Annotated in this window: 15 protein-coding genes; all 15 read right to left on the reverse strand. The window is 48.2% G+C overall.

Annotated features, from left to right (window positions below; translation table 11 throughout):
- Positions 1-19 precede the first annotated feature (19 nt).
- The gene (gene mgtA / locus D3H65_RS08695) at positions 20-2,554 is read right to left on the reverse strand and encodes a magnesium-translocating P-type ATPase (protein ID WP_245999704.1); all 2,535 of its coding nucleotides are present in this window, start codon (positions 2,552-2,554) and stop codon (positions 20-22) included.
- Positions 2,555-2,567: 13 nt separating this feature from the next.
- On the reverse strand, positions 2,568-3,572 hold the full coding sequence (locus D3H65_RS08700; protein WP_119049943.1) for an MlaD family protein: 1,005 nt from the start codon (positions 3,570-3,572) through the stop codon (positions 2,568-2,570).
- A 6-nt stretch (positions 3,573-3,578) separates the two neighbouring features.
- On the reverse strand, positions 3,579-4,352 hold the full coding sequence (locus D3H65_RS08705; protein WP_119049944.1) for an ABC transporter ATP-binding protein: 774 nt from the start codon (positions 4,350-4,352) through the stop codon (positions 3,579-3,581).
- A gap of 5 nt (positions 4,353-4,357) precedes the next feature.
- Positions 4,358-5,128 carry an MlaE family ABC transporter permease gene (locus tag D3H65_RS08710; protein ID WP_119049945.1) on the reverse strand — a complete coding sequence of 257 codons (771 nt, stop codon included), beginning with the start codon at positions 5,126-5,128 and terminating at the stop codon, positions 4,358-4,360.
- Between the two features lie 16 nt (positions 5,129-5,144).
- Positions 5,145-5,984, reverse strand: a complete 840-nt coding sequence (locus D3H65_RS08715) for a universal stress protein (RefSeq protein ID WP_119049946.1) — start codon at positions 5,982-5,984, stop codon at positions 5,145-5,147.
- 110 nt (positions 5,985-6,094) lie between these two features.
- Positions 6,095-7,138, reverse strand: coding sequence for a zinc-dependent alcohol dehydrogenase family protein (locus D3H65_RS08720; RefSeq protein ID WP_211345649.1), 1,044 nt, complete (start codon positions 7,136-7,138; stop codon positions 6,095-6,097).
- A gap of 44 nt (positions 7,139-7,182) precedes the next feature.
- Positions 7,183-7,572 carry a hypothetical protein gene (locus D3H65_RS08725; protein WP_119049947.1) on the reverse strand — a complete coding sequence of 130 codons (390 nt, stop codon included), beginning with the start codon at positions 7,570-7,572 and terminating at the stop codon, positions 7,183-7,185.
- 176 nt (positions 7,573-7,748) lie between these two features.
- Entirely contained in the window at positions 7,749-8,597 is an 849-nt protein-coding gene (locus D3H65_RS08730) for a universal stress protein (protein ID WP_162915497.1), read from the reverse strand.
- Positions 8,598-8,779: 182 nt separating this feature from the next.
- On the reverse strand, positions 8,780-9,463 hold the full coding sequence (locus D3H65_RS08735; protein ID WP_119049949.1) for an ABC transporter ATP-binding protein: 684 nt from the start codon (positions 9,461-9,463) through the stop codon (positions 8,780-8,782).
- A gap of 12 nt (positions 9,464-9,475) precedes the next feature.
- On the reverse strand, positions 9,476-10,735 hold the full coding sequence (locus D3H65_RS08740) for an ABC transporter permease (protein WP_119049950.1): 1,260 nt from the start codon (positions 10,733-10,735) through the stop codon (positions 9,476-9,478).
- Positions 10,732-11,820, reverse strand: coding sequence for an efflux RND transporter periplasmic adaptor subunit (locus D3H65_RS08745; RefSeq protein WP_245999705.1), 1,089 nt, complete (start codon positions 11,818-11,820; stop codon positions 10,732-10,734). Before D3H65_RS08745 ends, D3H65_RS08740 begins: the two co-directional genes overlap by 4 nt.
- Before the next feature lie 148 nt (positions 11,821-11,968).
- Positions 11,969-12,595, reverse strand: a complete 627-nt coding sequence (locus D3H65_RS08750; protein ID WP_119049952.1) for a hypothetical protein — start codon at positions 12,593-12,595, stop codon at positions 11,969-11,971.
- A gap of 75 nt (positions 12,596-12,670) precedes the next feature.
- Positions 12,671-13,525, reverse strand: a complete 855-nt coding sequence (locus D3H65_RS08755; protein ID WP_211345650.1) for a hypothetical protein — start codon at positions 13,523-13,525, stop codon at positions 12,671-12,673.
- Between the two features lie 232 nt (positions 13,526-13,757).
- The gene (locus D3H65_RS08760) at positions 13,758-14,030 is read right to left on the reverse strand and encodes a zinc ribbon domain-containing protein (RefSeq protein ID WP_119054438.1); all 273 of its coding nucleotides are present in this window, start codon (positions 14,028-14,030) and stop codon (positions 13,758-13,760) included.
- 261 nt (positions 14,031-14,291) lie between these two features.
- The gene (locus D3H65_RS08765) at positions 14,292-15,050 is read right to left on the reverse strand and encodes a LytR/AlgR family response regulator transcription factor (RefSeq protein WP_119049953.1); all 759 of its coding nucleotides are present in this window, start codon (positions 15,048-15,050) and stop codon (positions 14,292-14,294) included.
- Positions 15,051-15,059 lie beyond the last annotated feature (9 nt).

Raw genomic sequence — 15,059 nt, forward strand, 5'->3', positions numbered from 1 at the left:
AGAAGCCGGCTGATTGTGATCAGGCGGATGATGGACGATGTAAGAAGGGAACTTTTTTCCGGTAAAACAAATGCTTTACCATTTCGGCCGATAGAATATAGGCCACTATCACCAGCAATAGCCAGCCATAGACCGGCGCCGATAAACGGGTAAACCCCAGCAAACCGGCAAAAGGCAGGAAAGGAATAAACGGCACCAGCAATACGAGGAGGCCTGTGGCCAGCGACAAGGCTTTGCCCGGCAGATTTTTAAGAAAGGAGCGCCGCGTACGTACAACCAGTACTATGAGCGCTGCAGATATAACGGATTCCACAAACCACCCTGTTTGGAATTGCGCTTCGTTCATGTCCAGGAGGTACAGTAATACGAAAAAGGTAAGGTAATCGAATACCGAACTGAGCAATCCAAATACGATCATAAACCGTTTAATAAACCCCAGGTCCCAGTGCAGGGGTTTCCTGAGGGCCGCTGCATCTACTCTATCATAAGCAATGGCCATTTCAGGAAAATCCGTCAACAGATTGGTAATTAATAATTGTTTGGGTAAAAGCGGCAGAAATCCCAGGAACAGCGACGCCCCTGCCATGCTGAACATGTTGCCAAAATTAGCACTGGTAGCCATGAAGATGTACTTCATAGTATTGGCAAAGGTCTTTCGTCCTTCAATAACGCCTGTCAAAAGGGTATTGAGGTCGTGGTCCAGTAATACAATGTCTGCTGCCTGCCTTGCCACATCCACCGCAGTGTCCACCGATATACCTACATCTGCGGCATGTAGCGCAGGGGCATCGTTGATGCCATCTCCTAAAAAACCTACCACATGTCCGGCTCTCTTCAGGAAAACGATAATGCGCTCCTTTTGATTGGGTTCAAGCGCTGCAAAAATATCCGTATGACTCACCTGCTGGAGCAAAGCCCTGTCGCTCAGGCTCCGGAGTTGTGCGCCCGTAAGTACTACCGGTGCCGCTATACCAATCTGCCGGGCGAGACTTTCGGCCACCAGCGCATTGTCGCCCGTAATCAATTTCAGTTGCACCCCGGCGTCCCGCAACTGACCAATTGTTTCCACGATCCCATCTTTGGGAGGATCATATAAGGTAATAAAACCTATAAAGATCATATCCGTTTCCTCTTGCCTGGATACCAATGTGCCAGGCTTCATAGGCTTGTAGGCTACCCCCAGCACCCGCAGTCCTTCCTTACTCAATGCTTCATATTTTTCCAATACAACATCCAACTGATCTGCCAGGGCTACAATTTGCCCATCAGCTGTTTCGACCCTGTTACAAATATCAATTACACACTGCAGCGCGCCTTTGGTAATGGCATAATGATCTTCTTTATCTGCCACCTGTATAGTAAGTCTTTTGCGTATAAAATCATAGGGTATTTCTGCTTCCACACATATCCCTGCCAGCGATCCCTGCCAGTTGTTGCAGATAGCCTGATCGAGCGGATTCTGAAAACCCTGCTGAAAACTGGCATTGAGCCAGCCGAGCCGGAGAGTTTTCGGGGAATGATTACCAGCGAGGTCCAAGGCATCCTTTACTACTACCTTTCCTTGTGTGATCGTGCCCGTTTTGTCGGAGCAAAGGATATTCATACTGCCAAAGTTTTCGATGGCAGACAAGCGTTTAACAATCACCCGTTTTCGGGCCATGGCCCTGGCGCCTACCGCCAGGTTCACACTCACTATAGCCGGCAGCAGTTGCGGCGTAAGACCTACTGCAAGCGCCAGCGAGAATAAGAATGAATCGAGCGCTGGTTTGTGTAACAGGATATTGATGGCAAATATGCAAAACACAAGCACCAGGGTGATCTCCATGAGCAGGTAACCAAAATGCCGAATCCCCTTTTCAAAGTCCGTTTCGGGCTTTTTCAAACGCAGGCTGCCCGATATTTTACCGAGTTCCGTTTGCCTGCCCGTTTTGACTATCAGTGCAGTGGCCTTTCCACTTATTACGTAGGAACCCATGAACAGTGCATTGGTTCTTCCTGCCAATGGAGTATTTGCCGGCAAAATGCAGGGCATCTTTTCAACTGGGTAGGTTTCCCCTGTGAAAGTGGCTTCATCTATAAAGAGGCTATTACTTTCCAATAGGAGGCAATCACCGGGGATGATATCACCTGCCGACAAGATGACAATATCGCCAGGGACCAATCTTTCCACCGGTTGCTCAGTGGCTGTTCCATTACGCAGCAAAAGGCATTTTAGCTGTACCATTTTCAGCAGCTCATTAATGGCATTGGCCGCACCCCGTTCCTGCCAGTAACCAAGGCCACTGCTGATGAAAATGATGAACAGGATAATGGCTGCATCTGAAAGATCGCCCAGGATGATCGACAAACAGGAGGCAGCCACCAGCAATATGGTGACCGGACTTTTGAACTGTGCCAGGAACAGGACAATGCCTGGCATTTTGGTACGGGAGCCCATCGAATTCGGACCGTATTCCTTCAGTCGAATGTCTGCCTCTTCCAGTGACAAGCCGGAGGTGGATGTCGAAAGTTGCTGAATAGCTTCTTCCCCTGAACGATCCCAAAATATTTCCACCACTTGGAGTTTATTATTTTTGCTTCACTATAGCTTTTCCGGCTTTTTGCCGTTGTTTTTCCAGCTTGCGGAAATAGCCACGGAAGAGGAAATTGTGTTTGAGCGCTTCCATGTTTTGATTGAACCCATCCGTGCCTTTTTCAATATTGTCCAGGCTATTGTTGAGTTTGATTACCATGGCCGAATCTTTGAGCAAGGCATTGGCGGGGCCTTTGCCGTGGTCCATGTCCTGCCGCAGGCCCGATACCGTTTCGTTCAGCATACCGGCCAACCGGCTGGCATCCGCCCCCAGCCCATTGATCCGGTCGATGGTTGCTTCCAGTTTAACTGCCAATACTGTATCATTTACGATCCGGCCAAGCGAGCCCCTGCCCGCTTTGATGTCGGACACCATCTTATTGAGATCAGTCATCATGTCTGCAGCCCGCAGGGTAGCCAGTTTCACGTGAGCGGCTGCAGCACGTATATCGTCCGGCACCTCCTTATCATTGAGTAATTGCCAAATGGCTGTACTGTTGTTGATCCGGACTACAGTGGTCTTGAGATTTTCCGCTACTACCGCAATATCCTTGCTGGTCTTGTTGAGCGTCCTTAATATGTCATCAGTAGCAAAGGTTTCCTGGCTGGCCAATACATCGCCCGCAGTTACCGTGCCTGCTGCTTCCCGCGATGCCACAATATTGATCACTTTATTGCCCATCAGTCCGTCCGTGCCGATAGAGGTTACCGCGTTTTTTCGGATAAAGGGTCTCATTTTGTTTTGTACGATCATTACTACTTCCACCAGCGTATCGTTGAGTACCGCTATCCTGCGCACAGTGCCTGCTTCAATACCGGCATATCGCACATTATTGCCAGGCACCAGTCCCTGCACATTCCCATAACGTGTTTTAAGTACAAAAGTGGAACTAAAAAGGTCCTGGTTTTTCCCGATCAGGTACAGCATAATGATGAGGAATAATATCCCTGCCAATACAAATAGCCCAAGCTTAATATGATTTACAGATTGCTTTGCCATGGTTGCTCATTGAAAAAATTGTTTAACCTGTGGGTCCGTCGCCCCTGCCAGTGTTTGGAAGGTTCCTTCAGCGTATGGCCTGCCATCGAACAGCACTATTACCCGGTCCGAGGTAAGACGTACGCAATTCATATCATGCGAAATGATCAGCGCCGAAGCGCCATATTTTTCGCGGATGTGCATGATGAGGTCAATGATCTCCCTGCCCGTAATCGGATCCAGACCGGCCGTAGGTTCATCATACAAAATGATCTCCGGTTTCAGGATCAGCGTACGGGCGAGCGCAATCCGTTTTTGCATACCCCCCGACAATTCTGCCGGCATCATATCCATAGTATGGGCAAGCCCTACATCTTCCAGGGCTTCCTGCACCATGCCATTTACTTCCTCTTGTGTGACCTGGATCCAGTGCCTGCGCAACGGAAATTCCAGGTTCTCCCGTACTGTCATGGAATCATACAAAGCATTGCTTTGAAAAAGAAAACCAATTTTGGCCCTGAGTTTGTCCAGCGCTTCGTGGTCCAGCATGGTAATGTCTTCGCCAAGTACTTCTATAGATCCACTGTCGGGTTCCAGTAATCCAATAATACATTTGATCAATACCGATTTGCCTGATCCGGATTTGCCCAGCACCACCAGGTTTTCACCTTTATCCAGCGTAAGGCTGAGGTCTTTCAACACCTGGTTATTGCCAAAGGATTTATTAAGGCCATGGATGGTCATCACCACATTCTTTGTTGGCTGTGTTTTTCCGGCTATGCTTGTTTGCTGTTGCCACATGACGGTTAGTTTAGACCGAGTGCATCGGTAACCTGTACAGCCAGCAGGTCTATGAGGAAAATAATAACCGAGGCTACTACTACGGCCGAATTGGCTGAACGCCCTACTCCTTCCGTTCCTTTATTGGAATGATAGCCTTTATAGCAACCAATGATACCCACGGCCAACCCAAAGAAAAAAGATTTTGTGAAGGCCGGCAGCACATCACTGAATTCCAGGTTATCGAATACCTGGGTGAAGAACAAAGAAAAGCTGGTGGCGCCCTTGATGTTGACACCCAGCCAGGAACCGTATAAAGACACTGCATCACCGAGCATCACCAGTACCGGCAACATCAGCATAGCGGCCAGCACCCTGGTCACTACCAGGTATTTGAAAGGATTGGTCCCGGATACTTCCATGGCGTCGATCTGTTCCGTCACTTTCATAGATCCCAGTTCGGCGCCAATGCTGCTGCCAATTTTGCCGGCAAAGATGAGCGCTGTGATCACCGGGCCAATCTCCCGAACGATCGCAATGCCTACCATAGCAGGCAGCTGCGAGGCCACGCCGTATTCGATCATAGATGGGCGTAATTGCATGGTTAGCACCAGGCCCATGATAAAAGCAGTGAGGGCTATTAAAGGAAGCGACCTGTAGCCTATAATGAAGCATTGCCGGAAGAATTCACCCATCTCAAAACGAGGCTTGAATACCGTGGTAAAAAAACGACCGGCAAAAGCCGACATGCTGCCGGCTTCTTCCAGGAACTGCCTGGTTTTAACTGGTAGAGCCATAGCATAGAGTTAAGTGTCAGCGGTGCGTGATAAAAAGGGGTTGCGTTACCGTTTTGATCACTTTCTCTGCATGGCTATGGCGGAAGAAACGGGATACAGCATTCCTACCGTAAGCACCAAATACGATGAACACTTTTCTCTTTTTTAGCAGGTAGCCGAATAAAGCCGTGTCCACTTCACCGGGGAGTTCTTCCCATTGGATCACACTATAATGATGTTCCAGCCACTCCTGCATTTTAAGTTTATCCGAAACGATCCTTTCTTCACTATCCTTCACATATACGATAATAGCTTTTTTGTCACCCAATTGTGGGAACAGATAGGTGAACTGTTTAATGGCGAATGCCGCCGACTCACTGCCGTCCCAGGCGAAAACGATTTCCTCTATACCTTCAAAGCTACAGGGTGCTATCACTACCGGACATTCGGCATTGGCCAGCATTTCTTCTACAAATGCAGTGGGCAAATTATCCAATTCCTTCCTGCAGGAGGTTTCTGGGTCCACTACCAGCAGGTCGGCATACCTTGTTTCGCCCATTAATTCTTTCACGGGCATTCCTTTGTCACGATGCACTGCAGTGCCAATACCATGGTTGGCATAAAAGGACCTGAATTGATCTATACCCTTTTCTATCTTTTGCATTTTTGCCTGCCAGGCAGTTGATCTTTCATCCACTTCCAATCCCACATAGGTGCCCTCGTACATATTCTTCACTACCGGCCGTTGATCTTCTGGCTGATTTTCGAGAAATACACCTGTGAGCTTTGAATGGGTAAGACGGGATAGATAGATCCCAAAAGATAAGATATCCCTCCCGGGGTCTCCGCTATCGAAAGCCATGAGTATCTTTTCCATAAAATTGTTTTTTCAAAATTACCTTTGTGGCCAGGGTTGGCCTATGATATGCATTAGGCGTAGTGCTGACAATGCTCAAAAGCGTGAGTATATTCCTTAACCGCCAGATCCTAAAAACCGACTGTACAAAAACTTGTTATCAGCCCGGAAGAAAGGTCGAGTACGGCCGCCCCTTGCAACAGTCCGCTCCGGATGGCCTGCATCGCTTCATTGGCCTGTCGAAGCGGGAAACGCCTGACGGCGGCAATGACCGGCACTTGCGGCGCCATCGAAAAATAATCATCGCCATCCTTACGGGTGAGATTGGCCACCGAGCAGATACTTCGTTCCTCCCACAATAGCCTGTAGGGGAATGCAGGTATATCACTCATGTGGATCCCGCCGCAGATCACCTGCCCGCCCTTGTCTACATCGGCCAGGGCTTTGGGAATAAGCGTCCCGACCGGTGCAAACAGGATGGCCGCATCAAGCCGCTCCGGTGGTGATTGCGTGGAATCACCCGCCCACGCCGCTCCTAATTCCCGTGCAAACGCTTGAATGGTAACATCTCCCGTATTGGTGAAAGCAAATACCTGTTTATGCTGATGGACCGCTACCTGCGTAAGCAAATGTGCAGCCGCACCAAAGCCATACAACCCGATCCTGGTGGCCTGCGGAGCGATCATACGGTAACACCGGTGTCCGATCAGACCGGCGCATAATAAGGGTGCCCCGGCAGCATTGGCATAAAGCGCCGGCAATGGGAAGCAATACGAATCCCACGCAAGGGTATATTCCGCAAAGCCGCCATCGATGGTGTAGCCGGTGAACAAGGCGCGGTCACAGAGATTTTCCTTTCCGGCAAGGCAATACTTACAGGCACCACAGGTGTAGGCCAGCCAGGGAATGCCTACATGATCGCCCACCTTTAACCGCCTAACATCTTCACCCGTTTGCTCAACCACACCGACGATCTCATGTCCCTGCACCAGTGGTAGTTTAGGCTCCTTAAGTTCGCCATCCGCAATATGCAGATCGGTACGGCAAATGCCACAGGCAATCACCTTCACCAACACTTGCTGCCGGCCCGGAACAGGCACCGGCAGCCTGCGTAATTCCAGCGGTTGCCCTTGCTTTTGCAATACCATGGCCTTCATATTTTTCGGTATCGACATACTGCTAAGAATTTTTATCCCAAACTCAACAGGGATCATATTGGTCAATACACGTTGGCCAGGAAGCGGTAAAACTGCTTTCTTGTTTCCGTATGGTTTTGCTCTGTAGCTTTTAGCTCATCTTCCAATCCTCCTTCAGGAACCCGCAACGCTCCTATAGCAGGATCCTTTCCCAGCTTTTCCAACTCATTTCTTCTCAGGTTGACTTTGTGCTCCAGCACATCCAGTTGCTCGCCTTGCAATATGAATTGATTCTGAAAATGCTCCACCTGGGCCAGGATATCCTTACCCGTATTTTTGGAAACTACTTCTTCCAGTCTTCGCTGATAGATCTTTAATTCATCGCGGCAAAAACTTATAACACTATTTAGCTCATTTAACCGCTTGTGGATAGTAAGTACTGGTTCAAGGGCTGCTGTTGAATGGTTAGACATGTTTTTTTTATTTTATAGTACCTGCAAGCTACCCTGCTTCGGGGCAAGCACCTAAGACCTGTGTCAGCAAGCATACTGACAATGATCAACTCCTGTTAGGATCCGGGAGGCCCCCAACAACTTGTTGCTTATCCCTGTTTTTTGGATGGAATAGGGATTTCACCAGGCTCAGGCCGTCAAGCTTTGATACCATGATGCGCTGTTTCTCCCTGAAAATGCAACGCCATCAGGGGAATATGGCTTTTCAATACGAATTGCTTGGTATGGCTTTTATAAATGAGGGTATCCCAAAAACTATGCTGCCGCGGCAATACTATCAGAAGGTCCATATTGTTCGATTGAGCAAAATGGAGGATCGCGGCTTCAGTATCTCCCTTAATGAAATGAAATTTGTGCTGTACATCTTTTAGCTTCGCACCAAGCCAGCCGGATGCAGATACCAACTGTGGATCGTAAGACTGTTCGTTATGGGTATTGATCACATGCAGTGTTGCCTTAAAATCAGTAACCAGCCGGATGATACTATCAAGGGGAACAGTCATTTCCGGTTCTGCCAGATCACAGGCCAGTCCTATCTTCCTGATAACATTGAACTTTGCTTCCAACGGCACTGTGATCACAGGCCATACCAGGTGCTTCATAGCCTGAATGGCATGCGTGCCTAAAAAAACACGCTCGACTGCAGTAGATCCTTTACAGCCCATGATCACGGCATAAGGTTGCAGGCGATCACATACAGTTGTCAGCTCAAGCACAAAGTCCCCCATCCTTACCTCCGTACTTACCGATACCTGGCCACCGTTATCCTGTTCCAATTGCTTTTTTAGCCCGTCCATCAGGTCTTCTGTTCCCTGCTCCCAATCGGGCATGCTTATCGGAATATCGAGCATGCCATAATTAGCCGGTAACTGGTACACGTGCAGCAGGTGCACGCTGGCCTCAATAGCCCGGGCCATTTCCATGGCATATTGTGTAGCATTTCGCGCTATCGCCGAAAAATCGGTAGCTACTATCAGTGTTTTCATACAATTATTTTTTTCGTTTATGATTGCTTTACCCAACAAAACTAACCAGATGCCCTTTGTAACCCGATGACCACAGACCTGCCTGCGCGTGACATAACTCATGTCCCTGTATGACACTCGTTCTTACTTAGCGTTAACCGCCCGAATATCTTTTCCATTTACCTTGGTACCCAGGTGATTTATTATTGATCCTGCACGATCCTCCCATCCTCCATGGCTATGATCCGGTGAGTCCTCTGAGCAAATCCGGGATCGTGGGTTACGATCAGCAAGGTCTGGTGATGCTCTTCCGCCAACTGCTTAAAGATATCAAACACTATCTCACTGTTCCGCTTGTCTAGATTGCCGGTAGGCTCATCTCCCATGATAATATGTGGATCATTGATCAGCGCCCGGGCAATGGCTACCCGCTGTTTTTCACCGCCCGATAACTGGTTGGCCTTCTTAAGCGCCAGCTTATCTATATCCAGCATCTTGAGCCTTTCCATTGCCCGGTGTTCTACTTCCCCCGCCTTATACCGGTTAAGTTTCAGACCGGGCAACATCACATTTTTCAATACGGAAAATTCATGCAACAGGTAGTGGAACTGGAATACAAATCCGATCTTTTCGTTCCTGATATGCGCCAGTGCGGCTTCTGTTTGCCCCTTCATTGATTGCCTGTCAATATAAAGCTCCCCTTCATAATCAGTATCCATAGTAGAGAGAATATATAATAGGGTGGATTTGCCACAGCCCGACTTGCCCGTTACAGCCACGAACTCGCCTTTGGATACTTCAAAACTGATATCCGTCAATACCTGTATGCTCATCGCATTGATGAAGGATTTATTGATATGTCTTGCTTCCAGGATCGTTTCCATCATTGTTTCTCTCCATTATTTCCCCCTGATAATAATTACCGGATCGATCTTGCTGGCCTTCCGCGCTGGCAACCATCCGGCCAGGAAAGTAGTGAGTAGTGAAAAAGCACCGGCAATCAGGTATAATATTACATCATAGCTCACGGGGTATGTAGTAATGGTAGGCAGCGAGGTGGTATTGAAAGGCACCTGGTCAATAGCCAGCGACAAGAGAAAACCCAGCAACAGGCCTACCAGGCCGCCCGACACTCCGATACTGACCGCTATGAACAGAAATATCCTTTGTACATCGCGGCCGCCAAAGCCCGTAGCTTTGAGGATGGCAATCGTATCCATCTTTTCATAGATCATCATGTTGAGGATATTGTAAATACCAAAACCCGCTACGATCAATAATGTTACACCTACCGCATAGGAGATCAGTGTACGGATGAAGCTGCCCGTATCGAACTCTGCATTGGCTGTCTGAATGTCGATGGCATCCGTATTAAAGGTCTGTTCAAATTCTTTGGCCATGGCTGGCGCCTCGCGGATATCTTTAACAGTGACCTGCAATTCGGTAATGTAATCCGCCGTTTTGCCAATGAGCTTTTGCACCGTCGACAAGGCCGCATAACTTTGTGCTTTGTCAAACTCCTGCAACCCCGACTGGAACAATCCCACTACCTTCAGCGGAAACTGCTCACCACTCACAGTGGTTACCTGCACCACATCACCCGGCACCACCAACAATATTTCAGCAAGCGCTTTGCCCAGGATAATGCTGTTGGACACCAGCTCCAGGTCATCTGCATTACCCGCCACGATGTAATCATTGAAATGGAACAAACGGCTTTCCTGTTGTACTTCAATGCCCTGAATAGCAGCCGTAATATCCACATTCCCTTCATTAAAAAAAGCCCGCGTAGTGATCTTGGGCGCTATACCGGCAACGCGGTGGTCGGCAAGCAGGGCGGCTTTGATGGCGGCGCTGTTGTACAATTGTTCCCGGCTGCCGGTAGCCTTTACCGAGTGGATGATATTCCAGGAATGCTGGTATGCAGGCAACAGATCTACCGCCTGGCGGGGATTGGGTTTTATTTCATTGTACAGGCGCACATGCGGCGTTCTGTTCATCACCAACCCATCCAGCATTTCATTGAGACCACTCATAAAACCCAGGAGCCCAATAAACATGGTGATGCTGAAAGTAACGCCAATGGCCGCCACAAGCGTTTGCCGCCAACGCGCTATCAATAAAGAAACTGCTATACTGATGAGCAATTTATAATTCATTGGGCAGGTTTTATGAGCACATCACGGGCCGTTATCCCATCCAGTATCTCTATCTTCCGGTAATCCTTCATTCCGGTACTTACTTTGCGCTTCTCTTTATTTAATAGCATCACATACCCCCCCTGCAACAGGAAAGAGGCCGGTATGGTAAGGCTGTTTTGTTTTTCCCGGATGATGATATTGGCTTCACAGGTGAGGTTGGGATACAACACCGGAGGCGCATTCACAAAAGCCGCTTCCACTTTGAATGTTTTGGTGCGTTGGTCCATAAAGGGATAGATAGTCAAAACCCGCCCTTCAAATACCTGGCCTTTGTAACTATCCATGGTGATCAGCACTTTCAATCCCTGCTTCACCCGGGCAATATCAAATTCATCTACCTGCAGTTCCAGCAGGAACAATGCCGCATCGCCTATTACGGCCACCGGCGTTTGCGGGGTTACCATCTCCCCTTTTTCCCTGAGGAGCGTATAGACTTTTCCATTTACTTCACTTTTGACAGTATAGTCACTGGTGCCTGCTCTGGCTATCTGCCAGTTATTGGCAGACTGCTGTTCCTGGAACCTGATCTGCCGCTGCAAAGTCGTATAGCGTAATTGGGCCACCCTGTAATTATTGCGGGAGTTGCTATAGGCCACCTCCCGTTGTTCCAGGTTATTGCGGCTGCCGATCTGCTGCGCCCAAAGGTTTCTTTGCCTTTCCAGCAACAGGGAATCGTTTTGGCATTGAACGCCAGCTTGCTCAATGGCTACCTGCAATTCCTGCAACCTTTCGGTGTTGGCCGTGCTGGCGCCATACCGGGCTGCTACCCGTGCATTCGCGGCCTGGAGGCGCGCTGTCGTGTCTTCCAATTGAAGGATACTTGTTCCTTTTGTTATATGATCTCCCTCTTTTACCAGCAGGGCTGTTATAATGCCGCTTACCTTGGCAAATACCTGGTATTGCTGATCACTTTTTACAATACCCGAAGCATAAACGGATTCAGTGATATTTTCACGGACAGGCTGTATACTTTCCTGCTTCTGTTTACAGGAAACTATGACCAACACACAGGCAATGCTGAACAGGATAACCGGTCTCATCATCTGAAAGGGAATTGAACCATAAAACTACAGCAGGAGAATAAAAAGGAAGGTGACATAGATCAGGTTTCCGCCTGATCCTTCGTTCACTACGCCAGGTTAAACCGTCACCACCGACAGATCATCATTGATCTGTATCCCGGGACATCACTTACTGGTTGATCAACACCTGCTTTTTAACGATGTCCTTTACGATCAGCCTACCATATTCATGCGCCAGGCCTTCCATTGATGCAGGGTCAAAGGATTCCGTCTGCACAGAATACAATAATTCCTTACTCGTTAGGTCATACAGATTACTTTCCCAGAAATACCGGGTGCTGGTAGTATAATAGCCCGGTGAATAAATACGTCCATACATGGTATTGTAATAGCCCCAGAAACTTCGCTGGTAAATGAAGTAAGGAGAATAATATATTTCGCCGGGAACATAGCGTCTTTCTTTTTCCTTATCCAGTAATACAATGGTGATCACAGCATCGACACCACTATTTTTTAGTTTGGCCAGAACCGTTGCTTCATCCCTGGTAGCAAGGGCCTGGGGGCCATATTCCTCTAAGGATGAAACTGCCTGATAACCAAGCGCTTTAAGGTCGCCTACAAGATGCGCTTCCATCTTTGCACGCATGACTGTGTTATCATCGCCATTAAGGCCCACCACCAGTATCTTATTGTATTTACCCGTGGCAACGGCATCCGACTTCCAGCTATTTACGATCTTTGAGCTGGAACATCCCGCTAACAGCAATATTAACAATATAGCCTTTATGACTTTCATATACTCGACTTTATAAGTGTTAATGTACTTAGGTGCAGTAGCCTGCCTTATGTCCGGGAATCTATTTTACCTGTATTATTGATACTGGATATACACTGGTTGCGGATACAACTTTAAAATAGCAGCCGGCGTCATCATTATTGGCCAACGCTTGTCCAATACATCTTGTTTATAGAATAATTTAAACCCCGTAAACTGGACCGGCTGGCCGGCGATCCAGTGATCATACGTGTCAATCTTTTTAGCGGGATATCCAAATCCATCCATATTCAGTACTATTTGTACCTCCGGACACGTTTGTATTTTCCTGTAATTCGTGACCATTGCCTCGGTGAATCGATGCACTACCAGTATCTTTGGGGGGAGGTTATGTTCTTTCACGAGACGTGCCAGATAATCAGAGGCATAATTGATATCTGTAGCATCCATTGTGCCGATCGTAGTGCAGGGTACTTCCCCATTTTTCATAGCATACTCCGGGTCAATTCCCAGGTGCACCTGCGGCAGTAGCAGATATTTTTCCAGTGCCGGGATCTCTTCCTGCAAAGTGCTGTGTCCTGGCTGTATGTCAAGAAATACAAGCGCATCCAATTCCTTTGCCATTCCGAGTATTTTGTCGATCTGGTGAAAAGGCATTCTAAGCCGGTATTTTTGGGAAGTTCCCGGACTTCGCTGCGCCGTAACAGCTATATAATGTAATGCAGGACGCACAGGGGTTTCCGGATCGGCTTCCTGCCAGTTTTTTACTTCTTCCTGTAATTTTTTGAGCACCTGTTCAGATGACAGGGCGCCCAATATGCCCATTCCTTTTGAATACAGATTGCCATAGTAGGCAACGATCCGGGTAAAAGGAAAAATAGCTCCTTTCAGTGGATAGGCAGTTTTAACAGGCCAGTTATATGAGGGCCTGTTATGGACAAGGTGTAACAATTTTTGTTCGTATAATATGGTATCTAAGCTAACTGTGTCTACCCAATGCTCCTTTGGTTCCGTGACAATTGGGCGGGCCGGACTATTTACTAAAATTGACTTTACGGCTCCCGGCTGGTCACAACCTATAAAAAGGAAGCAGACAAATAATGCTCCCCAGTAAAATTTCAGAAATATGCCGCCACGGGTACACATGAGATGTCTTTTTATAAATTCTTCTAACTTACAGGACTCAGCGTTTCAGTGAAGCCTGGTTCCATCTTTTTAGATGTGGCAAACTGCTTACTGCAACCTCTATAATATCTTCCGGTATTTTGTTCTCTTCCATTTTCCTAATTACGATCGATCGCATTTCATCAAGCGTCAAAGCCGGATCAACAAACGCTCCATCCTGGTAGCAATATTTACAATACTCACTGCTTTTTGAACCGTCTTTCTGAGTGCCTCGCAGTACGGGATCTTCAATAGGCATACTGCAGCTCTGGCACAATTGTCTGTTCTTCATAATTTTACTATTTAGGATGATTGCCATAGAACGATCCGTACATCTGGCAGGTCAATGTTTCTTCCGGCATCCTGCTTATCAGCACTAAAGGTATCAGCAATGGTGCCCTCTAAAAATGACTGGCGTCATAGTCCTGTATGATCTTGCGCTGATTTGCGTGGGGCTTTGTTGTTTGATGGTACAAGGTGCATCGCCAGGCCCAACTTCCACTATTGTTCTACCGCAGCAGTTTGAACAGATCCCAACTCTGTATGCAGAAACTCAATACTTAAACACCCGCCTCACCTCATCCAGGAAAGCTTCTTTCTTCCTGCGGCTGATCTCTATCTCCGCCTTATTGCTCATGATGACAGTCCCGCCCTCTCCCCGCTGGTACTCGCGTACGTGCTGCAGGTTGATGAGGAAAGATTTGTGGACCCGCAAAAAGCTGGTACCCCGCAAGAGTTCCTCGTATTCGATCAACGCTTTGGACACGAGCACTGTTTTGCCTCCTTCTATGTGGAACACCGTATAGCTCCGGTCCGCTTCGCCATAAATGATCTCCGACAACTTAACGATCATGAATCCTTTTAAAGTGGGCAGGCAGAGCCGCATATCGGCCGGCGTCCCTGCCTTTTCCAGGTTGTGCAGCAGGGTGTCCGACTGCGCACCTTTCTTTTCTTCCTGTAGGCGTTTTTCAGCCCGCTGCACGGCCTCTATCAACCGGTCCTCGTCTACCGGCTTCAGCAGGTAATCAACGGCGCTGAACTGCAGGGCCTGCAGCACATAATCATTGAACGCGGTAACGAAGATCACTTCAAAGGAGTGGCTGTTCAGGTCCGACAGCAGATCGAGCCCCGATTTGCCGGGCATCTGTATATCTAAGAAAACGAGGTCGGGTTGTACCCCATTGATGCGCTCTTTGGCCATGGCTGCGCTGGTAGCCGTGCCCGCTACCTGCACCTGCGGGCAATGCTTTTCCAATAGGCGCTGTAAAGTGCGCAGCCCATCCATTTCATCGTCTACGAGAATAGCTTTCATACAAGGAGT

The organism is Paraflavitalea soli (assembly GCF_003555545.1).
Classification (GTDB): domain Bacteria; phylum Bacteroidota; class Bacteroidia; order Chitinophagales; family Chitinophagaceae; genus Paraflavitalea; species Paraflavitalea soli.

Excerpts from the sequence above, each read along its gene's own strand:
- D3H65_RS08700 (WP_119049943.1), bottom strand. The coding sequence starts at position 3,572 with ATGGCAAAGCAATCTGTAAATCATATTAAGCTTGGGCTATTTGTATTG.
- D3H65_RS08705 (WP_119049944.1), bottom strand. The coding sequence starts at position 4,352 with ATGTGGCAACAGCAAACAAGCATAGCCGGAAAAACACAGCCAACAAAG.
- D3H65_RS08710 (WP_119049945.1), bottom strand. The coding sequence starts at position 5,128 with ATGGCTCTACCAGTTAAAACCAGGCAGTTCCTGGAAGAAGCCGGCAGC.
- D3H65_RS08715 (WP_119049946.1), bottom strand. The coding sequence starts at position 5,984 with ATGGAAAAGATACTCATGGCTTTCGATAGCGGAGACCCCGGGAGGGAT.
- D3H65_RS08720 (WP_211345649.1), bottom strand. The coding sequence starts at position 7,138 with ATGTCGATACCGAAAAATATGAAGGCCATGGTATTGCAAAAGCAAGGG.
- D3H65_RS08725 (WP_119049947.1), bottom strand. The coding sequence starts at position 7,572 with ATGTCTAACCATTCAACAGCAGCCCTTGAACCAGTACTTACTATCCAC.
- D3H65_RS08730 (WP_162915497.1), bottom strand. The coding sequence starts at position 8,597 with ATGAAAACACTGATAGTAGCTACCGATTTTTCGGCGATAGCGCGAAAT.
- D3H65_RS08735 (WP_119049949.1), bottom strand. The coding sequence starts at position 9,463 with ATGATGGAAACGATCCTGGAAGCAAGACATATCAATAAATCCTTCATC.
- D3H65_RS08740 (WP_119049950.1), bottom strand. The coding sequence starts at position 10,735 with ATGAATTATAAATTGCTCATCAGTATAGCAGTTTCTTTATTGATAGCG.
- D3H65_RS08745 (WP_245999705.1), bottom strand. The coding sequence starts at position 11,820 with ATGATGAGACCGGTTATCCTGTTCAGCATTGCCTGTGTGTTGGTCATA.
- D3H65_RS08750 (WP_119049952.1), bottom strand. The coding sequence starts at position 12,595 with ATGAAAGTCATAAAGGCTATATTGTTAATATTGCTGTTAGCGGGATGT.
- D3H65_RS08760 (WP_119054438.1), bottom strand. The coding sequence starts at position 14,030 with ATGAAGAACAGACAATTGTGCCAGAGCTGCAGTATGCCTATTGAAGAT.
- D3H65_RS08765 (WP_119049953.1), bottom strand. The coding sequence starts at position 15,050 with ATGAAAGCTATTCTCGTAGACGATGAAATGGATGGGCTGCGCACTTTA.